At 42.7% G+C, this 21,655-nt stretch carries 16 protein-coding genes; 7 read left to right on the plus strand and 9 right to left on the minus strand.

Annotated features, from left to right (window positions below):
* Window positions 1–138: 138 nt before the first annotated feature.
* From KPL72_RS05015 to KPL72_RS05035, 5 genes are all read right to left on the minus strand, one after another.
* Window positions 139–1,902 carry an acyl-CoA dehydrogenase family protein gene (locus KPL72_RS05015; RefSeq protein WP_219702063.1) on the minus strand — a complete coding sequence of 588 codons (1,764 nt, stop codon included), beginning with the start codon at window positions 1,900–1,902 and terminating at the stop codon, window positions 139–141.
* A 13-nt stretch (window positions 1,903–1,915) separates the two neighbouring features.
* Window positions 1,916–2,683, minus strand: coding sequence for a 3-hydroxyacyl-CoA dehydrogenase (locus tag KPL72_RS05020; protein WP_212915905.1), 768 nt, complete (start codon window positions 2,681–2,683; stop codon window positions 1,916–1,918).
* Window positions 2,684–2,865: 182 nt separating this feature from the next.
* Window positions 2,866–3,624 carry a crotonase/enoyl-CoA hydratase family protein gene (locus KPL72_RS05025; RefSeq protein WP_114411901.1) on the minus strand — a complete coding sequence of 253 codons (759 nt, stop codon included), beginning with the start codon at window positions 3,622–3,624 and terminating at the stop codon, window positions 2,866–2,868.
* A gap of 24 nt (window positions 3,625–3,648) precedes the next feature.
* On the minus strand, window positions 3,649–4,851 hold the full coding sequence (locus KPL72_RS05030; protein WP_114411900.1) for a thiolase family protein: 1,203 nt from the start codon (window positions 4,849–4,851) through the stop codon (window positions 3,649–3,651).
* Window positions 4,852–4,879: 28 nt separating this feature from the next.
* Complete coding sequence (locus KPL72_RS05035; protein ID WP_219702064.1) at window positions 4,880–6,448, minus strand: acyl CoA:acetate/3-ketoacid CoA transferase; 1,569 nt, start codon at window positions 6,446–6,448, stop codon at window positions 4,880–4,882.
* Window positions 6,449–6,771: 323 nt separating this feature from the next.
* Here KPL72_RS05035 and KPL72_RS05040 point away from each other — a divergent pair, with 323 nt between their 5' ends.
* From KPL72_RS05040 to KPL72_RS05060, 5 genes are all read left to right on the plus strand, one after another.
* Entirely contained in the window at window positions 6,772–7,806 is a 1,035-nt protein-coding gene (locus tag KPL72_RS05040) for a TRAP transporter substrate-binding protein (protein ID WP_212915909.1), read from the plus strand.
* A gap of 321 nt (window positions 7,807–8,127) precedes the next feature.
* Window positions 8,128–9,165, plus strand: a complete 1,038-nt coding sequence (locus tag KPL72_RS05045) for a TRAP transporter substrate-binding protein (RefSeq protein ID WP_212915910.1) — start codon at window positions 8,128–8,130, stop codon at window positions 9,163–9,165.
* A gap of 27 nt (window positions 9,166–9,192) precedes the next feature.
* Window positions 9,193–9,696, plus strand: a complete 504-nt coding sequence (locus tag KPL72_RS05050) for a TRAP transporter small permease (protein WP_212915911.1) — start codon at window positions 9,193–9,195, stop codon at window positions 9,694–9,696.
* Window positions 9,689–11,008 carry a TRAP transporter large permease gene (locus KPL72_RS05055; protein ID WP_212915912.1) on the plus strand — a complete coding sequence of 440 codons (1,320 nt, stop codon included), beginning with the start codon at window positions 9,689–9,691 and terminating at the stop codon, window positions 11,006–11,008. The genes KPL72_RS05050 and KPL72_RS05055 overlap by 8 nt, the downstream gene beginning before the upstream one ends.
* Before the next feature lie 141 nt (window positions 11,009–11,149).
* Window positions 11,150–11,605, plus strand: coding sequence for a MarR family winged helix-turn-helix transcriptional regulator (locus KPL72_RS05060; RefSeq protein WP_212915913.1), 456 nt, complete (start codon window positions 11,150–11,152; stop codon window positions 11,603–11,605).
* Window positions 11,606–11,714: 109 nt separating this feature from the next.
* Here the strand turns inward: KPL72_RS05060 and KPL72_RS05065 are convergent, their stop codons facing one another.
* Window positions 11,715–15,992, minus strand: coding sequence for a CHASE domain-containing protein (locus KPL72_RS05065; protein WP_219702065.1), 4,278 nt, complete (start codon window positions 15,990–15,992; stop codon window positions 11,715–11,717).
* Window positions 15,993–16,284: 292 nt separating this feature from the next.
* Here KPL72_RS05065 and KPL72_RS05070 point away from each other — a divergent pair, with 292 nt between their 5' ends.
* Window positions 16,285–17,274 (plus strand): 2-hydroxyacid dehydrogenase, encoded by a 990-nt coding sequence (locus tag KPL72_RS05070; protein WP_212915915.1) that lies wholly within the window; start codon window positions 16,285–16,287, stop codon window positions 17,272–17,274.
* Between the two features lie 141 nt (window positions 17,275–17,415).
* Window positions 17,416–18,366: a sugar-binding transcriptional regulator gene (locus tag KPL72_RS05075; RefSeq protein ID WP_212915916.1), complete on the plus strand. Its 951-nt coding sequence runs from the start codon at window positions 17,416–17,418 to the stop codon at window positions 18,364–18,366.
* Here the strand turns inward: KPL72_RS05075 and KPL72_RS05080 are convergent.
* From KPL72_RS05080 to KPL72_RS05090, 3 genes are read right to left on the minus strand one after another with little or no spacing between them, the layout of a single operon-like run.
* Window positions 18,363–19,841: an FGGY family carbohydrate kinase gene (locus tag KPL72_RS05080; RefSeq protein ID WP_212915917.1), complete on the minus strand. Its 1,479-nt coding sequence runs from the start codon at window positions 19,839–19,841 to the stop codon at window positions 18,363–18,365. The two genes, KPL72_RS05075 and KPL72_RS05080, sit on opposite strands and share 4 nt — an antisense overlap.
* Window positions 19,834–20,790, minus strand: a complete 957-nt coding sequence (locus KPL72_RS05085; protein ID WP_219702066.1) for a transketolase family protein — start codon at window positions 20,788–20,790, stop codon at window positions 19,834–19,836. The genes KPL72_RS05080 and KPL72_RS05085 overlap by 8 nt, the downstream gene beginning before the upstream one ends.
* Complete coding sequence (locus tag KPL72_RS05090) at window positions 20,783–21,613, minus strand: transketolase (protein ID WP_212915919.1); 831 nt, start codon at window positions 21,611–21,613, stop codon at window positions 20,783–20,785. Before KPL72_RS05090 ends, KPL72_RS05085 begins: the two co-directional genes overlap by 8 nt.
* Between the last annotated feature and the right edge of the window lie 42 nt (window positions 21,614–21,655).

A 21,655-nucleotide genomic window follows, 5' to 3' on the forward strand; every position in this document is an offset into this window, starting at 1 on the left:
TCATATTTTTGCTCCCACTCTCATCTTTTGCCCTTCAGGGCTCTATGATTATTTTTATGGCTAGAGTTTTAGGGAGTGGTTTATTAACCACTGCCGAATTGTTATTGTTTTCTCGACTTCAGACCTAAACGGCCTGCTTCAAAATTCATATTCACTGATACCCAAACCAGCATTTTCAACGACCTTCAAAGCCGCCATCGCAGAAGGCAAACGATAAGCACCATAGAATGCTGTCAAGGCTCTAATATTCTCCATATAAGCCTCGTCGGTGTTATCTTGTGCTTGCTGATAAGCCAGCACATTAAATATCTGCCATGTGCAACATAGAATGCCCATAGCCTCCAAGAAAGGCACAGACACAGCCAGTAAACCGTTATGATCGACATTCAGATTCAGCAAGTGTGAATCCAGTAATGACGTCACTTTAGTAACCACCAGCCGCGCTTCTGTCGCCATAGAGGCAAACACATCGTCAGACCCAAAAGGCTGAGCCAACTGAGTTATTTCTGCTAATAACTCAGTTAATGCTTTACCTTGGTCACCACGTATTTTTCTAAACATCAAATCTCGGGCTTGAATGCCCGTTGTGCCTTCATATATGGTGGTGACACGAGCATCGCGCATAATTTGAGCAACACCGGTTTCTTCTACGAAGCCCATACCGCCAAACACCTGAATCACTTGGCCTGCCATCACATTGGCACGCTCAGTCGCAAAGGCTTTAAAAATCGGCGTAAGCAAAGCGACTCGATCTTTTTTTGATTGATTCGTTCCTTCATGATTGTCTGCCGCTTCGGTCGCATCAATTTGCGCAGCAATCTGATAACCCAAAGCACGTAATGCAAAGGTTTCCGAACGCATTTCTAACAACATACGTTTCACATCGGCATGTTCAACAATGGCCACTTTTTCGCCTTGACTATTCGTACCTTGAGTTCGCTCTTGGGCATACTCCAATGCACGCTGATAACCAAGTTCGCCCAAAGCAACACCTTGCAAACCACAACTTAGACGGGCTTCGTTCATCAAAACAAACATGGCCATTAAGCCTTGATTCAATTCGCCAACTAATTCCCCCACACAATCATCTTGATCGCCGTAACTAATAGAACAAGTTGGGCTACCATGAAGTCCCATTTTGTGTTCAATTCCAGTACAGCGGACATCGTTAAACTCACCTAATACGCCATCATCAGCAACACGATATTTAGGTACGATAAATAACGAAATACCGCAGCTTCCAGCGGGCGCATCTGGCGTTCTGGCAAGCACTAGATGGGCAATATTGTCGGTAAGATCATGATCACCATAGGTAATGAAAATCTTCTGACCTTTGATTTTATAAGTGCTGTCAGCTTGTTGAATCGCCTTAGTATTCAGTGCGCCTAAATCCGATCCTGCATTAGGCTCAGTTAGCGCCATCGCCACGGTCCATTCGCCGCTAACTATTTTTGGTAAATAACGGCTTTGAATAGATTCGTTGGCAAAATTCAATAAAATCTCTGAACCGCCTTGTGCTAAAGCTTGAAACATCACAAAGGCCAAATTCGCTGACAGCCACATTTCGTTTACAGGCTGGGCAATGTATTTTGGCAGACCTTGACCACCAAACTCCTCAGGCAATGCCAAACCGATCCAGCCAGATTCGGCAAATTGCTGATACGCCTCTTTCCAGCCATCAGCTGTAATCACTTTCCCGTCTCGAAAGCGACAACCTTGCACATCACCAACTTGGTTCAATGGAGCAAGCACACCAGTAGCAAATTTCGCCGCTTCGTCCATCACCGCATTAGCCAGTTCAGGATCAAAGCCTTCCAGTGACTCAAGAGCATCAAGACCTTGCTGTTGATAGGCTTGTGCCACTAGCAACTGCATATCTTTGTAAGGAGCTTGATAGTTCATCATCAACTCCGAGTTACTTCGCAGCCATACGAATCGCACCGTCAAGACGAATCACTTCGCCATTCAGCATGCCATTCTCAATAATATGTTGTGCCAAAGACGCGTATTCATCAGGCTCACCAAGACGCGGTGGAAATGGCACAGATTCGCCCAAAGATTTTTGCACTTCTTCCGGCAAAACATCCATCATTGGCGTTTTAAATAATCCCGGAGCTATGGTCATCACTCGAATACCAAAGCGTGCTAATTCACGAGCAATTGGCAAAGTCATGGCGCACACACCACCTTTGGAAGCGGCATAACCTGCTTGCCCGATCTGACCATCAAACGCCGCTACAGATGCTGTGTTGATAATCACGCCGCGCTCTAAATTGGCTTCTTGCTCGTTATGCTGCATTTTGTCAGCAACCAAACGAATCATATTAAAAGTACCAATTAAGTTAACCGATACCGCACGTTGAAATGATGCCAAGCGATGTGGCCCTTCACGACCGACAATACGCTCTGCGCCTGGAATACCTGCGCAGTTCACTAAACCACTAATAGGACCAAAGGCTTCAACGGCTTGATCAATCGCACTTTGTACCGAATTCTCATCAACGATGTCGGTCACGCAACCTTGTACGCGCTCACCTAAAGAGGCTTTCACACGCGCTAAACCTTCTTCATTTACATCCGCTAAAGTGACTTTCGCCCCCAAGCTATGAAGGCGACGCGCCACTGCTTCACCAATGCCCGAAGCTGAACCTGTCACCACAAAATGTTTGTCTTGAATTTGCATCTAAATACTCCTGATCTTGCTGTTATTTTTATGACAAAGGGCAGATTTACTCAGTCTTTTCCTTGTTCTTTGATAAAAAGAACCTTGGTATTTGATTCACGCTGACGCGTTGAGCTTGCGAAACAGGCGCAAGTGAATTAAATATCAAGATTCATGGTATGCATTACCAAAGGCAAAACTTCTTAGCTTTTTTTACGATTCAAAAACGCATCAATACGCGCTTTTACTTCATCGCTGGTTTGCGTAATGCCACAAATCAATGATTCAGTGTACAGACCATCTTGTGCCGACATATTGCTAATACGGCTTAGACCTGTGGTCATGGCCCAGTTGGAGTATTTCGAGTTTTTGCCGATGCCTTCTGCGATTTCAAAGGCTTTTGCCAAGGCTTCACCATTGCCAACAACATAATGTGCCAAGCCAATACGCAAACCTTCTTCGGCTCTTACATCACGTCCCGTCAGCATCATTTCTGTCATGCGGCTGGCACCAATCACATTGGATACATTTACCGATGCGCCACCGCCAACAAAGATGCCATGTTTACCCTCAGGCAGACGGTAAAAGGTATTTTCTTCACTGACACGAACATGGGCACAAATCGCCAATTCCAAACCGCCGCCAATCACCGCGCCATGCATAGCAGCTACGACAGGAATGCCTGAATCACTAATATGACCAAACACGCGGTGCCACATATTAGAGTGCTTCACCACTTCAAATGGCTCACGGGCTTTGTGCTCTTGCAAATCCAGACCAGAGCAAAATTCCGGGCCGCTACCTGAAAACACAATGACATTCACGTCATCGGTTAAATTCAAAAACACGTGTTCAATCTCAAGACATAAGCTGTCATTGATGGCATTTTTCTTTTCTGGGCGATTAAGCTGCAAATGCGCCACGCCATTTTCTACGGAGTAATTAATAAATTGATATGTCATCTTGGATTACCTTTAATCTTATAATTAGCGGTCTGAAACTTTGATTACTACGGCCATGCCGGTATCACCCGCTGCACAACCAGTGAACAAACCATAACCGCCGCCATTGATAACCAACTCTTCAATAAGCTCAATAATGGCACGCATACCCGTTGGCCCTTGAGGATGACCCCAAATTAACGAGCAGCCGTAATTGTTCATGGTCATCACATCAATGTTCATAGCTTTTGCAAAAGCCACATCATTAACCGCAAATGGATTGTGTGTTTTAATCGCTTTCACTTGTTTAATATCGACCCCCGCTACAGCTAGAGCACGTTTCGCCGCTTCTATTGGTGCCGCTGGCATGTAAGCAAGATCATCTCGGGCTTGGCCAAAACCAAGCACTTCGATCTTAATTTCTGGGCGAGAAGTTAAAGACGCCACCTCTTCTGAACGACAAAGAATCGCAGAGGCATTACCATCAGCAGGATGCGTTTGGTTACCAAAGGTGATCACACCACCTTCTTGAATCGGTTTCAGCTTTTGCAAGCCCTCCAGCGTCGTTGGGAAAACCCCTTCATCGCCAGTAATTACCGTGTCTTCTTTTTTGAAGTTAGCCGTTGGCACAGACAAAGGCAGCGTCATATAACGCTTTTGAAAAGCTTGATCATCTTTCAAAGCATATTGATATTGTTCATAACGACGGTAAGTGACTAAATCCAATTCTTCACGAGTGATGTCAAAACGCTTAGCAACGTTTTCACCCGTTTGCATCATCGAATGGCCGCCAACACAATCGTTCATCATGTTATAAGTTACTTGGTCTTCCGATGCACCGGCTGGACCTTTCGCATTTGGATAATAAATATGCGGGCCATTTGAACAGCGATCTGCCGTCATCAAGAGAGAGATATTCGCCATGCCACAGACGATTTCCGACGCAGCAGCAAACAAACCACGAGCACTGGTCGCACAAACTTGGTTAACCGCATGACCTGCTGTGTTTACCGCACCAATATCATACAAAGGCCAAGGTGCGCCGTTAAAAGATTGATACTGATTAACCGTCATGCCCAATACGCCTGAATCGAATACCTTTGGATCGATATTACGTTTCGCCAATTCGGACTTTGCAACATGAGCTGCAAATTTCATTGAATGCAAATGCTGCAAAGAGCCCTGCCATTTGGTAAACGGCGTACTCCAGTAAGCGCCGTAGGGAATTTCTACATTCTTGATAGACATAAGGTTTCCTCGCTTATTCTTGTTATTTTTACTCTTGGTTAGCCGCTGCCATGATGTCGCCCAAACCACCCCACTGCTCAGCAAAGATGGCTGCTGGCATGGTTTTAAGGTCATCAGCAATAATTGGGCGGAAAGCCATTGCACTGAGTACGTCTTTTTCCAAATCCAATCCGGGCGCAATTTCCGTTAACACCATGCCTTCTTGACGTAGCTCCAACACACAACGCTCAGTAACAAACACGACTGGCTGATGATTTCCTCTCGCAACAGCACCACTAAAGGTAATGTGGTCAACGGCTTCGACAAATTTCTGCACCTTACCTTCTTCCAACACTTTCATTTGGCCGTTTTCAAAACCAAGCTTCGCGCCGTTCACCAAGGTACCGCAGAACACCACTTTCTTGGCACTCTGGGAAATATTGATAAAGCCACCTGGCCCAACTACTTTTGGACCAAATTTACTGACGTTTAAATTGCCATTTTTATCCGCTTGAGCCAGTCCTAAGAAAGCAATATCCAAACCGCCGCCGTCATAAAAATCGAACTGAGCTTCATGCTCAATAATCGCATCCGCATTCCACGCAGCCCCAAAATCCCCACCAGACGCGGGAATACCGCCGTAAGTGCCGAGCTCGGTTGTTAAAGTAAACAAATGGGAGACTTTTTCTTCTGCGGCAATTGCGGCGACACCGTCTGGCATACCGATGCCAAGGTTCACCATGACGTTAGCTTTCAGCTCCATAGCTGCACGACGGGCAATGACTTTGCGGTCGCTGAATGCCATAGGAGGTAAAGCATTTAGTGGCACACGAGAATTACCCGCTAAGCCTGGATTGTAAGTCGTTGTGATGGTTTGTTTGTGATCTTCGGCAGGCGCGACTGTGATGTAGTCCACCAATACGCCAGGCACTTTAACTTCTTTGGGATGGATAGAGTGACGCTCAGCAATGTATTTCACTTGTGCAATCACAATGCCGCCGCTATTTTTAGCCGCTTGCGCCATTGGCAAAATTTCCGCTAGCATGGCTTCTTCTTCTACCGATAAGTTGCCATTTTCATCAGCCGTAGTGGCACGGATAACCACGACATCTAATGGGAATTTTTTATAAAGTAGCCACTCTTCGTCTTCAATTTCGATGCGTTTAACCAGATCTTCTGTGGTTAAAGACGTTACTTTACCGCCACTAATCAAAGGATCAACATAAGTTCCCATACCAATTTTGGTAATCACACCCGGTTTATTTCCTGCAATCTGACGCCACATGGTAGTCAATACACCTTGAGGAAGCAGATAAGCTTCAATGGCATTATCTGTAATCATTTGTGCCATTTTTGGTGCTTGCCCTGTGTGACCAGAGATCAAGCGTTTCACCAAATTAGGATGCGCCATATGGGACATACCAGCGTCTTTACCATCACCACAACCACAGTCATGGATAAGAGTTAATTGCTGCGGATGATCTGTTTCTTTAAAACGCTGTTCAACCGCTTTTGCAACAGCCTCAGCAAAATAAGACATACCGACAGTGGACCAAGCCACATTGGCACCATCAGGAATCAAATCAGCGGCTTGCGCTAGGGAAATAACCTTGCTCATTTTGTACCCTCACATCGCTTTTATAGTTGTTTAGTTGGGTGGGATTCATTATGTTGTACATTACAACTATTTTTTTTACAAACATTTTTTATCGGCATTACTTTTTTTGAATACCATGAGTAAAAATCCAATGGGCAAAATGTTGAAAGAATCAACAATGTATGTGAAAAACAAACTATGATTTGGGTCGTGACAAAACGATGGCAGTCATAGAAACCTTGACTCGACATGGCAGAAAAGGCTCTTAGTAACTTTATGCCTCTTTATAAATAAAAAAGCACTTTTAGAGATCTTCTAATAAAAATAAAATAAAGGTGAATAAAATGAAAAAAATCCAACTAACAGGCTTAGCGATAATTGCTAGCTCAATGTTATCTATCACTTCTTTAGCGGCAGAGCCTGAGTTTAATCTCAAGCTACACCACATGCTTCCACCTGCCTCAAATGCTCATAGCAATTTTCTAGAGCCGTGGGCAAAAAAAGTAGAAAAAGAATCCAATGGCCGTATTCATATTGATATTTATCCGGCTATGCAATTAGGCGGTAAACCCGCGCAGCTTTTTGACCAAACGCGCAAAGGTATTGTCGATATCTCTTGGACTGTTGCTGGTTACACTCCTGGTCGTTTTCCTAAAATGACGTCTTTTGAATTACCATTTATTCCGAATACTGCAAAAATCACCAGTATGGCGTTACAAGAATACGCTGAAACAGAAATGCAAGATGAACTAAAAGATGTTCATTTATTGGCGGTTCATACCCATACTCCCGGCTCTCTTCACTCTCGCGACAAAAGAATTAAAACACTTGAAGACTTACAGGGGTTAAAAGTTCGCGCGCCAAATAAAGCAATGTCAGAAGCCTTCAATTTAGTGGGTGCTAATACCGTATTTTTACCAGTAACAGAAATGCCAAGCTCACTGTCCAAAGGTGTTATAGACGTCGCAGTCTTACCATATGAAGTTGTTCTACCAATGAAAATCCATGAACTTGTTGGCCACCATACTGAGTTCAAAGGCACCGGCTTATATACAAATACCTTTATTTTTTCGATGAATAAAAAAGTATATGAAAGCATGCCCGCTGACTTACAAAAGGTCATCGACAATAACTCAGGTATTACATTAGCTGGCCACATTGGTGAGCTTTTCGATAGCTACGAATTATTTGCTCGTAAATTTGCAGTAGATCGTGGCAATACCTTTGATTACATTGAAGGTGCAGAACATCAGCGCTGGGAAAAGTCCATGGCTCCAATCGCGGATAAGTGGGTTAAAGACATGAATAAAGATGGCTACGATGGCCAACGTCTATTAGATAAAACCAAAGCATTAATCGAAAAGTATAAAGATCTTTAAAGTGCAATGTACTTTCGTTAGGTATTTAAATTGCGCTCATGCTTAGTAGAACAAAAAGCACACTTTAAAATTCGTAACTATTTTAGTTTACAGTATTTTTTCGTATGACTTTTTTGAATACCTTGGTTAAAAATTCTATAAACTCGATTGTTGAAAAGCACAACAATTTATGTCACAAAGGAGATAGTTCTTAGTGGCCGTCAGGAGTGAATACCAAAGAGATTCTGTGTGTAGCGATGATGGACGTATCGGACTCACTCTCTAAAATAAAGTCATTTAATAAAATAAAAACACTACATAAAAAAAATAAAGGTGATAAAAATGAAAAAGTTCAAACTACAAAGCTTGGCGTTACTCGCTGGCTCGATTCTATCCATCAATGCCATCGCTGCAGAACCTGAATACACCTTCAAGCTCCATCACATGCTTCCACCTGTGTCTAATGCACACACTAATTTTCTACAGCCTTGGGCTGAGAAAGTAGAAGCCGAATCCAATGGCCGTATTAAAATTGATATTTATCCTGCGATGCAACTAGGTGGTAAGCCACCACAACTTTTCGATCAAACTCGTAAAGGTGTGGTTGATATTACTTGGACGGTCGGCGGCTATACTCCGGGGCGCTTTCCAAAAGCCACGGTGTTTGAATTACCTTTTATGCCCCTAAGCGCTCGTATCACAAGTATGGCATTACAAGAATATGCTGAAAAAGAAATGCAAGATGAACTAAAAGACGTTCACCTACTTGCTATGCATACGCATTTTCCTGGCTCACTTCATTCCCGAGATAAAGACATTAAATCACTTGAAGATGTTAACGGCCTCAAAGTTCGTGCGCCGAACAAAATGATGGCTGACGCATTCGGTTTACTCGGTGCTAATACTATCTTTATGCCGGTACCCAGTATGCCAAGCGCCCTATCCAAAGGTGTTATTGACGTAGCGGCACTACCTTTCGAAGTGGTCAAACCATTAAAAATTGACGAATTAGCGCCGCATCATACTGAGTTCAAAGGGGATCGTGGTCTTTACACTCAATTCTTCATTTTCGCGATGAACAAAGATGCTTACGCAAAACTTCCAGCGGATCTCAAAAAAGTAATCGATAACAACTCTGGTGTTCCACTAGCAGGCTTTATCGGGGATGCCTTCGATGCTTATGAAGTGGGCGCTCGCGGTGATGCTATAAAACGCGGCAATACTTTCAGTTCTATTGAAGGCGCTGAATTCGATCGCTGGAAAGCTAAGCTTGCGCCTGTCACTGAGCAATGGCTAAAAGAAATGAATGATGATGGTTATGACGGACAACGTCTACTAGATGAAGCCAAAGACCTTATCAAGAAATACGAAAAATTTTAAGCCATACCGCACGTAGGATGATTTAACATGATACGTTTTACTACCGACTTACAGCGCTCTTTCCTAGGGCGCCTCTCGGACATATTTGCACTGACAGGTGGGTTTATCATGTTGGTGGTAGCGGCGGTCACCGTCGCTAGCATTATCGGCCGAACCACGATAGGTCAATCAATTGAAGGGGATTATGAAATCACGGAAATGGGCTTAGGCATGGCCATATTTCTTTTTCTCCCTGCTTGCTATATACGCAAAGGCCACGTCATTGTTGATTTGTTTACTGCTGGCTGCAAACCCAGCACCTTGCTTACTTTAGAAATTATTAGCGACATCGTCTTTACGGTTGTTGCTTTTACTTTTGCTTATCGTATGAGTCTAAGCGGCATGGAAGCAAAAGAATATTTAGAACAAAGTATGCTGCTTGAACTCCCCACTTGGTGGACTTTTATTGTTGGTGTCGTTGCAATGACACTGTGCGGCTTATGCGGTCTATATCGCTTGCTCGCTACGCTTCGTGGAGGTAATCATGAGTAATATCGAACTGGCATTTTTAATGATGGCGGTACTCTTAGTTTTAATGAGTATCCGCATTCCAATTGCGCTATCTATGTTGGTGTGTGGCGCGGTTGGTTACTCGATGATTGGTGGTTTTCCCGCTTTATTAGAATATTTAGGTACAACTCCTGTTTCTAAATTTTCAAGTTATGATTTATCGGTTGTGCCGCTCTTCTTATTAATGGGTGAACTCGCTACCCGATCTGGCATTACCGCTGAACTGTTTAGGACCTGCAATACATGGATCGGCCGCCAACGTGGCGGTATTGCCATGGCTGCTATTGCTGGATGTGCGGCGTTTGGCGCTATTTGCGGGTCATCACTGGCAACGGCATCCACCATGGGTAAAGTTGCCTTACCTGAAATGAAGCGCCTCAATTACTCTGGTAGTCTTGCTGCGGGTGCTCTGGCCGCTGGCGGAACATTAGGGATTTTGATTCCTCCTTCTATGGTGCTAATCATCTTCGCGGTACTAACCGAGCAAAACATTTCTAAAATGTTTATTGCGGCCTTTGTTCCAGGCTTCTTAGCGGCAGGTGGTTATATTCTCGCGATTGCTATTTATGTGCGTTTATACCCTGAAGCAGGTCCACGCGGTGAAAAAACCACCTTTGCGCAAAAGATAAAATCAACTAAAGACGTTTGGCACATTACAGGGATTTTTCTCATTGTATTGGGCGGTATCTATTTAGGGATTTTCACGCCTACAGAGGCTGCATCTGTTGGTGTTATTTTGACAGCAATCCTAGCATTCACTCACGGAAAAATGCGCCTTGATGGTTTGCTAGTCTGCTTGATGAAAACCGCAGTATCTTCTGCAATGATCTTCTTCATCGTATTAGGTGCGGATCTTTTTAGTGTCTTTATCGCACTTTCAAGATTACCAGACTTAGGCGTTGAGCTTATTCAAAATTCTGGACTTTCGCCTTATACCATCTTAGTTGTCATGCTATTAACCTATCTGGTTATGGGTTGTTTCTTGGATAGCTTAGCGATGATTCTGCTGACGATTCCGATCTACTTCCCCATGATTATGGCAATGGACTTCGGCATACCACAAGCAGACTTGGGTATTTGGTTTGGCATATTAGCTTTGATCGTTGTTGAAGTGGGGTTAATTACTCCCCCCGTAGGTATGAACGTATTCATTATTAAATCGTTTGATGATTCTTTAAAGCTCAAAGAATGCTTTAAAGGCGTTATCCCCTTCTTAATTTCTGACTTTGTTAGGGTTGCCTTGTTAATACTCTTCCCGAGTATCACTCTCGGATTAGTCCATCTAATTGGCTAATAAAACACCAAAAGAGCTGGTATTCAAGCCAGCTCTTTTAGGTTATTTTAAGTTATAGACAAATCAAAATAGTTTAGCATTACACCAAATTAGCATTTTTATATTACAATGCTCGTCTATTCGATTAAAAATGAGACTCTAATGGCTGACGATACAAAAAAAACAGACCAATCAGTAGATTTTGGAATTCTTAATAGCCTACTTGGTTATCGCTTACGTCGCGCTCAAATGAACTTTTTCAGCAAGTTTTCTGAAGTCTGTTCTGACCTCGGTATCAGCCCAGGTCTATTTGCAATTATTGCTATAGTGGAACGTAATCCAGGTTTAACTCAAACAGCCGTCGCTCAAGCCCTTGGTAATGACAGATCAGCCATGGTTGCCGCAGTCGACAAATTGGAACAGATGGACATTATTGAACGCCGTCCAGCCATCAATGATCGCCGTTCTTATGCTTTATTTATGACCAAAAAAGGCGAGAAATTTTTCCTCACTATAAGCGAGCGTGTCATGGAACATGAACAAATCATGGCAGCACGCTTAGAAGACGAAAATGAATTAGATTGGCTATTAAAAACGCTAGACACCTTATCTAAATAATTGAAGTCTAAATAATCAAAATCTAAGTAGTCATTGACAAAAAAGAGGCCAATCATCTAATGATCAGCCTCTTAAAATCGATTGGCAAACACCTATGTTCTAACACCTATCAAATATGTCGCTGTATTTGCTCAAAGATGATAGCAAGCCCCTCTTCTAACTCGATAATCAGTTCGTCCGTATTAATAGAAATTAAACACGCTTCAATCTCTGTACTATCTTCGGATGTTTTTAATACATTTTCAAAAGCAAATAAGTGATTAGAAAATTTCAATAATCCCATTGTCAGAGCTGCGCCTTTTAGGGTGTGAAGATTCTCCCGTGTTTTAACACTGTCCTTCTCATTGGCACCCTCTTTTATTTTTTCTAATAAATCATTTGCTTCCAGAGTAAAACCTTCAACAACACTCTTATACAGATCAGCACTGCCACCAAATCGACTCAAGATAGACGCTATGGATTCGTATTCACTGAGCTCTGCAGCCAATTCAACACTCTGTGATGAAGAACTCTCATCTTTCTGATCTGACGCTAGCAAATTACTCTTATGGGTATATTTAAGAATGCTGGCAACCATTTGATCTATGTCTAAAGGCTTCCCAATATGATCATTCATACCAGCATTAAAACAAGCCTGACGATCGGCTTCCGAAACATTCGCTGTCATGGCAATAATAGGAAGTGAAGTAAATCTCGCGTCCTTACGAATTTGCTTGGTTGCTTCTAAGCCATCCACGTCGGGCATTTGCATGTCCATCAGAACCAAGTCGAACTTTTCTTCTTCTCGATTCAATACCATAGCAACACCTTCTAAACCGCTTTCGGCCACTGTGACGTTAGCCCCTTCGGCGATCAATAATTCTGTCGCTACCTGTCGGTTAAAAGCATTATCTTCTACTAATAACAAAGACACGCCAACTAAACGCCCTTCTTCATGACCATTATTGTTGTCTATCAATAATGGTATTTTCACGTCAGAGAGAGATTGATAAACAGCTTCAGATAATTTGCTCAAAGTAACAGGCTTCAATAAATAGCCAGCGACAGACTCAAGCTCATTGTCTAATTGATTGCTCATCATGCTGGCCAACAAAATTATTTTCGGCTGATTTTCAGGTGAAGAAGTAACCGCATTTATACTCTCAATACTTTTTTGTCCGCTGAAATCGGATGTTTTTGTATCTAATAAGACAACATCGTAGGCATTGTTTTGTATAGCAGCCTCTTGAACTAATTGGATAGCGTGTTCCAGTGACTCTGTTTTTTCACTCATCCAGCCAAGACTAAATGCCATGCGAGCAAAAATAACTTGAGTAGCCACATTCGTATCGACAATTAAAATACGCAGCGATTTTGCCGATGTTTGATTAGGTAGCTTTTCAATCTGGATATCTGCAACAGGAAAATCCACCGTAAAGTAAAAACGGCTACCTTTACCCAATACGCTATCGACATGTAAGGAGCCGCCCATTAGCTCCACAAAGCGACGACAAATCACTAATCCCAAACCTGAGCCGCCGAAGCGTCGCGCCGTAGAGGACTCTGCTTGAGAAAATACGTCAAAAATAGAGTCTATCTGGTCCTGAGCAATGCCAATACCGGTGTCTTTTACAGAAATAGTTAAACGAGATATTCCTGAGTCAACAAGTTGCTGCCTGATTTCCAAAACAACACTACCTTCTAAGGTGAATTTTACAGCGTTGCTAACTAGATTAATCAATATTTGCAGCAGACGTAATTTGTCGCCGATAAGATAAGCGGGAATGTCTTTATCAATATCAAAAATCAGCTCTACGTCTTTTCCTAAGGAGCTTCCAGATAGAACAGTAGAGAGTTCACATAATAACTCTTCGACTTCAAACGGCGCTCTCTCTAATTCTAGCTTTCCAGCATCGACTTTAGAAAAATCTAAAACATCATTAATTAAACGCAATAAAGATTTAGCGGATATCTGTGCTTTTGAAATGTAATCACTTTGTTGCGGTGTCAGGTCTGTGCGTTTTGCCAAATGCAGCATGCCAAGAATTGCGTTCATCGGTGTACGAATTTCATGACTCATATTTGCTAGAAAGCTCGACTTTGCTGCACTAGCAGCATCGGCTTCGTCTTTTGCTTTTCGAAGCCAATCTTCCAGCTCACGCTCTTGAGTAATATCACGGTTAATGCCTGTTATTTTGGTCATTTTGCCTTCAGCATTTTTTTGTAAAGATGCTCTGGCAAAAATAAAACGAACACTCTCATCCGGTAAAACGATTCGGAATACTAAATTGTATTCAATAATTCCTTCAATAGCCCCTTTCAACGCGGCTTCAGCCATCGCCCTATCATCAGGATGAACTCGGCTATACCAGTCTATGTATTTAATGCCTTCTTGTTTTTGAGACTTAGGAAGATGGTATATTTCGAACATTGAATCACTCCACTCAAGAGTGTCATCTTCTATATCCCAAGTCCAAATCCCAAGCTCAGCGACCTCTGCGGCTAATAACAATTGGTCTCTGGTATAAATAAGCTCGCGTTGGCTTTTCTTTTGCTCAGAAATATCCATCGCTATACCAAGAAAACCAATCACCTCTTGATCACTATTTTTCATTGGCGTAACCACCAAGGAGACAGGGTGAGCTATGCCATGCTTATTAACATAAGTCCATTCTTGTCTATCATAGTTGTCACGCAAAGCCCGAAAAATAAAGACCTCCATGTCGTTAGCTAGATGCGTTCCTGTGGTTTTAAATATCTCAGCTCGTTGCAGCTCAATTTCAGACTCGACATGAAACCTCACTGGTGTTATCTGACCGACTACTTCCTCAGCTGAATACCCCAACATTCTCTCAGCGCCATTATTAAATAGTGAAATAATGCCATTCGTATCAGTGGCAATAATTGAAACTTCTGAAGAGGCATTAAGGACATCATTCAAGAGCAAATTAAGCTCAACTAGCTCGGCGGTTCGCTCCTTAACTTGATTCTCTAAATTAGCATTTAACTCTCGAATTTTAGCTTCCGCTTTTTTCCGTTCGGAAATGTCACGCACACTTTGAGAAACACCTATAATGCCATAATCGTCATTAAAAATAGGCGAAAAGGTCAAAGAGACAGGGACTTCTGTGCCTGCTTTAGTCTTTCTTCGAGTCTCTATAGATATGGATTCTTTTTTGCCTTTGACACTCGTAAAGATCGCTCTATCTTCATCTTGAAGCGAGTTTGGGACTAGTAGATCAAGCACTTTTTGCCCAATAACCTCCTCCTTTGTGTAACCGAAAATTGACTCAGCCCCTTTATTCCAGCTAATAATAACGCCATCTAGGCTTTTACTAATAATGCCGTCTGCAGAGCTTTCTACTAACGCCGTGATTCTTGACTGATGGGCCATCACTTCACGCTGACGGACCATGTTCACTCGAACCACTACAACTAAACCCGTACTCAATAAACTAATTAACAAGCCAACCACTAAAAAAACAAATGGATCAGGAAGATGCAAGTCAGCAATAAACGCTGGAGAAACATGCAATTTACTTTGCCATTGACGACCATAAACTAGCGCGGTTTGAACTTGCTCATAATCATCATTTTTTATTTCACCGCTATTGTAGAAAAGAATTTGATCATCTAAGTCCGTAATATCAAAAATCTCATAATGGAATTTAGTTGGGTCATAATTTAATCCCGCCAACACCTCTTCCATTAATAAAGGCGCATAACTCCAACCAAAACCCTTTTCGATTCGTTCAGCCTGAGTTTCAGGTGTGCCGCCGCCACGATAAATAGGCATAAGAATTAAAAAAGACTGTTGAGGCTTTCCGGTTGCTTGCACTAAGGTAATGGGCCCAGTCAAACGAACCTCTCCTGTGTATAAAGAAGATGCCGCAGCTTCTCGACGATTTTTCTCAGAAGCAATATCCAACCCAACAGCCTGACGATTGCGTTCTACCGGTTCGATGTATTGAATAACATAATGCTCATTGAAATTGGGGTTAAGCATTTTAATGGAAAAGTCCGGCCAACCATCTTGACGAGCCTTTGAGGTGAAAACATCTACATCTGATTGTGGGACTCGGCGAATAAAACCAAAACCGCGAGCGCCCGCGAATTCATTATCAACGTCTCTCGATCGGCTATATTGTTCAAAAATATCGCGTGTTATCGTATTTTCACCAGCCGTAAGTACAGCACCGCGCGCACCGCGAAGTCCATACTGGTAAAGCTCTATTCTTGAAGCAACTTCCTGCTTTAAATTAACCGATGTATCGTAAGCAGCCTGCTTAATTCTTTCTTCGTTTGAGTGCTGAACGTTATAAGTAACAAAGCACGTGATCAATACCCCCACCAGTAAAGTAAGCATCACCCAACGGTTATGTATATTTTCAGATGATATCCAATTCACGTTTGCCTCCTGGCAAAGATCTTATTCTGCATGAACACCTAAAAAGGCGTAATTAGGGTGGCAAAATTTATTCTTAAGTGTAGATGAATTAATAACTTATAACTTAATAATGTGCGATAAAAACTAACCGAGATTACAATTTTTTACGCACCTCACATAAGACAAACTTTTCTTCTTTTGACATAAACTCATTGTCTTAAATCAACACATTGACCATAAAAAACACATCAGCAGCCTTTTTTAAGCTATAACTAACATACTATTTTCTAACAAAACGACAGGATCACGTTTTATGAAAGTCGCTGTTTTCTCCTGCAAGCCTTACGACAAAAGAACTCTATCTACATTCGCCGACGTAACAGACTTATCCATGAGCTACTTTGAAAGCCGTCTAAGTATGGAAACCATCAGCTTAGTAAAAGGTTTCGAGGCCGTCTCTTGTTTCGTCAACGACGATGTTAATGCCGAAGTCATTCAGTGTTTAAAGCAACAAGGCGTCAAAACCATCGCCTTGCGCTGCGCAGGATTCAATAACGTCGACCTGGATGCAGCCAAAAAAGAAGGAATCAAGGTATTTCACGTTCCAGATTACAGCCCAACCTCTGTCGCCGAACATGCTGTCGCACTCATCATGACATTAAACCGAAAAACACATCGTGCTTATCACAGGGTCAAAGAAGGCAACTTTGCGTTAGAAGGGTTAATGGGCTTTAACTTAGAAGGAAAAACCGTCGGCTGCATTGGTACAGGACGAATTGGCGCAGCGTTTTGTCGCATTATGAAAGGCTTCGGCTGCCATGTTTTGTGTTATGACTTATATCCGTCACAAGAACTTATCGATCAAGGCTGCCAATACATTTCGCTCGATGAAATCTACCAAAAAAGTGACATCATCAGCCTACATTGTCCCTTGAACCCTTCAACCCATCACCTAATCAACAAAGACAGCCTAGCAAAAATGAAAGACGGCGTGATGATCATCAACACCAGCCGTGGCGCACTCGTCCATGCCCAAGAAGCAATCGACGCACTTTACAGCGGAAAAATCGGTTATCTAGGTTTAGATGTATACGAACAAGAAAACAAAATCTTCTTTGAAGACATGTCATCACACATTATTCAAGACAGTGTTTTTCAGCTTATGCTCACCTTCCCTAACGTCGTCGTGACTGGTCATCAAGGCTACTTCACCATAGAAGCCCTTAACCACATCGCAGAAACCACAATCGACAACTTACTACACCACCAAAGTGACAGTAGCGGTGCAAGGCAACTGGCGTAAAATAGTATTGTGTGACCTGATTCGCTTATGTAGTGATAGTGGCTGTTATCAGCCGCTAAACAGGCGAAAAGATAGTATTTTGATGGTACGACCTTTATTATTGTTCTCAAGAATAAAAGACCGTTGAGAGACCAAGAGATAATGTCAAAAGCTGATGAAAAAAGACTACTATTAAAAATAGCTACACTCTATTACCAAGATGGTTTAAAACAAGCAGACATTGCAAAAACACTACGACTATCACAATCTCAAGTGTCTAGAGCGATTACTCGATGCCTCAAAGAAGGCATAGTAAAAATCAGTGTTATTCAGCCTCCTTCTGTTTTTATTGGTTTAGAATCCCAAATTCAACAGCGTTTCAACGTCTCTAATGTAATTGTCGTCGACATTGAAGATAACCCCAGTGATACACAGATCAAACGTGTGATAGGCTCTTCAGCCGCCCATTATTTAGATACTTCATTACGAGACGGTGATCTAATTGGTATCTCTTCTTGGAGTGATACCATTCGCTCCATGGTCGACCACTTACACTCAACCAAAGCAAAAGCAAAAGGCGTTATTCAAGTGTTAGGTGGTGTCGGACACAATGGAAATATTCAGGCAACCATACTAACGCAAAACATGGCGGATATTCTGTCCTGTGATGCCTTTATGCTGCCAGCACAAAGTATTGAGCATTCTCTAGAAGACAAAAATAAACTGCTCAGCACAGACGAAGTATCAGAAGTAGTGGAAATGTTTAATAAAGTAAACCTTGCCATTGTCGGCATCGGCATGCTTGAACCATCGAACCTACTACGAAATTCTGGCAACTACTACGATACAAAGATATTAAAAGAACTGGCTAGCAAAGGTGCCGTAGGCGACATTTGTCTACATTACTACGATAAAGAAGGTAAGCCGGTTATTAAGCTTGAAGATGACCCTGTAATAGGTATGTCGCTAGAACAACTTGAATCATGTGAACTCGTCGTTGCTCTAGCGGGCGGCCTAGATAAAGTAGAAGCCATAAAAGGCGCTTTATCTGGAAACTACATTGATGTGCTAATCACTGATAGAATCACTGCTGAAGCAATTTTGAAACGTTAACCTAAGCGACATTTCTTAACAGCCAATGCCCATCCATGGTAGCGGTTTTGCCAGTAATCATATTTACCTTGTCTGGGAGTAAATAGCGTTCCATCACTTTCAAATGCTGAGAGCGCTTCCTTATTATTCCACCAGCCAATTGCAAGCCCAGCAAGATAACCAGCACCAACCGCGGAGACCTCAGCAACACCTCCTCGACGAATAGGAACGCCAAGTAAATCTGCCTGGGCCTGCATCAACCAATCATTCAATGTTGGACCACCATCGACGCAAAGACACTCTATTGCTTCTGGTAATTCTTCGGCAATGACATAAAACACATCTGCTACCTGAAAGAGTACCGACTCAAAAGCCGCTCGAGCAAGATCCGCTCGCTCTGTTGCGCTTTTCAGCCCACAAAAAATACCAGTCGCATCTAAATCCCAGTAAGGTGCACCAAGTCCAGACAAGGCCGGTACAAAAAATACAGAATGATCGATATCCGCCTGAGCAGCCAATTGACACATAGCGTCCATATTTTCAACGCCTAGCATGCGTCTAGTCCAATCTATCGCTGAGCCAGTATGAGTAATATTGCCCTCTAAACCATAAAATAATATCGAATCGTCCCATGCTATAGTGGTACTGATCTCATCGCGAATATCCGGTAGTTTCGGCATCGCGGCCATCACTGAACTGCCTGTCCCATAGGTTGCTTTAACAACCCCCGTTTTATAACCGCCATGACCAAATAAAGCAGCATGAGAGTCGCCTATTTGAGATGCCACAGGAATACCTTGTTGAAGCACACCAAACTTACGAGTCAAACCAACGATATGAGAAGAAGCCACAACAGGAGGCAAGGCTGCATTAGGAATCCTTAATCGCTCTAAAATAGTATCATCCCAAACTTGCTTACCAATATTATAAAGCTGTGTTCGAGAGGCATTAGAGGCATCGGTCACAAATACGTTATTGGTCAAATTCCAAACCATCCAAGTATTAATAGTGCCGATACAAATATCTCCTTTTTCCGCTCGAATATGACCGTCAGGAATTTGTTGCAGAGCCATGGAAACTTTCGTAGCGGGAAACATCGGATCAAGGGTTAACCCTGTCGATTGTTGTACATAACGACTAAATACATCATCTTGACGTAAGGTCTCACAAAGAGACTCTGAACGCCGGCACTGCCAGCTGATAACCGGAGTCAAAGGTCTGCCGGTACTTCTTTCCCAAAGTAGAACAGATTCCCGCTGATTACTGATTGCAATCGCTTCAATTTGAACACTTTCAGCAATCGAGCCTACTGCTAGTGCAATAGACTCTTTCATCTTTTCGATGATTTCAAGAGGATCCTGCTCAACCAACCCAACTGAGGGATGACTAATCGACAAAGGGACAGAACCTTTACCAATGACTTTTCCGAGCGGATCCAAAAGTAACGACTTAACATTTGTCGTTCCTTCATCTATGGCTAAAATCACCTTACGCATTCAATATCTCGCTTTGCAACAGCTGTTGGCACACAGCAACAATCCCCATACTATCAATAGATAGCATTTTTCGAGTATAAGGACGATCACCTGCGGCGGCATAACCACCATCTTCTATACCAAGACGTACTAATTTGGCAACAATGCCCTGTTCCGCCATAATTTCGGCAACCACGCTACCCAGTCCGCCATTAATATTATGTTCTTCCACACTGATAATATGCTTCGTCTCGCCAAGCATCTTAGCCAAAGCCTGTTTATTAAGAGGACGAATGGATGACACATTGACCACAGATACGTCAATTCCTTGTTCTTTCAGTATATCTGATGCGGCTACGGCTTCGTGAACCACAGACCCCAAAGCACAAATAACGACTTGTTTTCCCGAGCGCAGCAAAGACGGTTCACCAGCAACAAACTGATAATTTTCATCATGCAATTCAGGCAATGCTTTACCATCCATACGAATGTAAGCGGGGCCTTCCTCTGCTATCACATAATCAATGATTTGCTTACATTCTCGTGGGCAACTAGGTGCAAAAATTCTAATATTACCAAATCCTCTCATCACACTAATGTCATCTATTGAATGATGAGTGCTCGCCAAAGGTCCGTAACTAGCACCTGAATTCAATCCAAACAATTTTACATTGGTATTGTTATAGCAAACATCCACTTTTACCTGTTCATTTGCACGAGAAATTAAAAAAGGCGCGGCATTACAAGTTACAGCAACTTTTCCCGCCAGCGCCAAGCCTGCCGCGGTACCGACTAATACTTGCTCGGCAATCCCAACATTAACAAGGCGATCAGGAAAAGCATCTACAAAAGGTTTAATCTTTGCAGTAGAAGTTGAATCCGCAACGACAGGAACGAGATCGACACCATTTTGAACGGCATCGATAAAGCACTGCACCATAATATTGGCAAAATGTTCACTGTTAGACATCACTTAACTCCTTTAATGCAAGTTCCACTTCATCACCTTTAGGCACTCTATGATGCCATTCTGGACGCCCGGCAATAAAAGAAACCCCTGCACCTTTTATCGTATTGGCAATCACCACATTAGGTTTACCTTCTGCTTTAAGCCCTTCTAGAGTCTCAACAACCGAGGCCACATTATTGCCATCACATTGAGTGACATTAAAACCAAACGCCTGCCACTTTTTATCTAGCGGGTCAGTTTTCATAATCGATTCAGTGGATCCTGCTAGCTGCAAGTTATTCTTATCATTGATCACAATAAGGTTATCAAGTTTATAGTGAGCCGCCACCAAAGCCGCTTCCCAGTTACTGCCCTCCGCTAATTCACCATCTCCCGTTAATACATACACTTTTCTTGGGCTAGCATCACGTTTCGCAGCCAAAGCCAACCCTACTGCAACAGGAAGACCATGCCCCAAAGCACCTGTGTTTAATTCCACTCCTGGCGTTTTCTGACGAACAGGATGACCTGGCAAATGAGAGTCATTATGTTGATACGTTGGCAGCCATGCTTCAGGAAAATAACCCGCCTCAGCAAGACAGCAGTAATAACCACCAACAGCATGACCTTTAGATTGAATATAGATGTCACGAGTATCATCAGTTAAACGATCTGGCGCACAATTCAATATACGAAAATACAAAGCGGTAACAATTTCCACCTGAGACAAATCAGCCCCTGTGTGCCCGCCCGCTGGGCTGTTCGCATTTAGTTTAATGATCTTTCTTCGGACTGAACGTGCTTTACGTTCAAGCTCCTCAACTTCTAGTTTAAAAGGATTCATATATCCTCCTGTTAAATAAGGCGGCATGAATTAAATTTCCCA

Origin of the sequence: Marinomonas lutimaris (assembly GCF_019426345.1) — a bacterium.
In the GTDB taxonomy this organism is placed as follows: Bacteria; Pseudomonadota; Gammaproteobacteria; order Pseudomonadales; family Marinomonadaceae; genus Marinomonas; species Marinomonas lutimaris.

Bases quoted from the DNA above. Each gene is read 5' to 3' on its own strand.
- KPL72_RS05015 (WP_219702063.1), bottom strand. From the start codon at position 1,902: ATGAACTATCAAGCTCCTTACAAAGATATGCAGTTGCTAGTGGCACAA.
- KPL72_RS05020 (WP_212915905.1), bottom strand. From the start codon at position 2,683: ATGCAAATTCAAGACAAACATTTTGTGGTGACAGGTTCAGCTTCGGGC.
- KPL72_RS05025 (WP_114411901.1), bottom strand. From the start codon at position 3,624: ATGACATATCAATTTATTAATTACTCCGTAGAAAATGGCGTGGCGCAT.
- KPL72_RS05030 (WP_114411900.1), bottom strand. From the start codon at position 4,851: ATGTCTATCAAGAATGTAGAAATTCCCTACGGCGCTTACTGGAGTACG.
- KPL72_RS05035 (WP_219702064.1), bottom strand. From the start codon at position 6,448: ATGAGCAAGGTTATTTCCCTAGCGCAAGCCGCTGATTTGATTCCTGAT.
- KPL72_RS05040 (WP_212915909.1), top strand. From the start codon at position 6,772: ATGAAAAAAATCCAACTAACAGGCTTAGCGATAATTGCTAGCTCAATG.
- KPL72_RS05045 (WP_212915910.1), top strand. From the start codon at position 8,128: ATGAAAAAGTTCAAACTACAAAGCTTGGCGTTACTCGCTGGCTCGATT.
- KPL72_RS05050 (WP_212915911.1), top strand. From the start codon at position 9,193: ATGATACGTTTTACTACCGACTTACAGCGCTCTTTCCTAGGGCGCCTC.
- KPL72_RS05055 (WP_212915912.1), top strand. From the start codon at position 9,689: ATGAGTAATATCGAACTGGCATTTTTAATGATGGCGGTACTCTTAGTT.
- KPL72_RS05060 (WP_212915913.1), top strand. From the start codon at position 11,150: ATGGCTGACGATACAAAAAAAACAGACCAATCAGTAGATTTTGGAATT.
- KPL72_RS05070 (WP_212915915.1), top strand. From the start codon at position 16,285: ATGAAAGTCGCTGTTTTCTCCTGCAAGCCTTACGACAAAAGAACTCTA.
- KPL72_RS05075 (WP_212915916.1), top strand. From the start codon at position 17,416: ATGTCAAAAGCTGATGAAAAAAGACTACTATTAAAAATAGCTACACTC.
- KPL72_RS05080 (WP_212915917.1), bottom strand. From the start codon at position 19,841: ATGCGTAAGGTGATTTTAGCCATAGATGAAGGAACGACAAATGTTAAG.
- KPL72_RS05085 (WP_219702066.1), bottom strand. From the start codon at position 20,790: ATGTCTAACAGTGAACATTTTGCCAATATTATGGTGCAGTGCTTTATC.
- KPL72_RS05090 (WP_212915919.1), bottom strand. From the start codon at position 21,613: ATGAATCCTTTTAAACTAGAAGTTGAGGAGCTTGAACGTAAAGCACGT.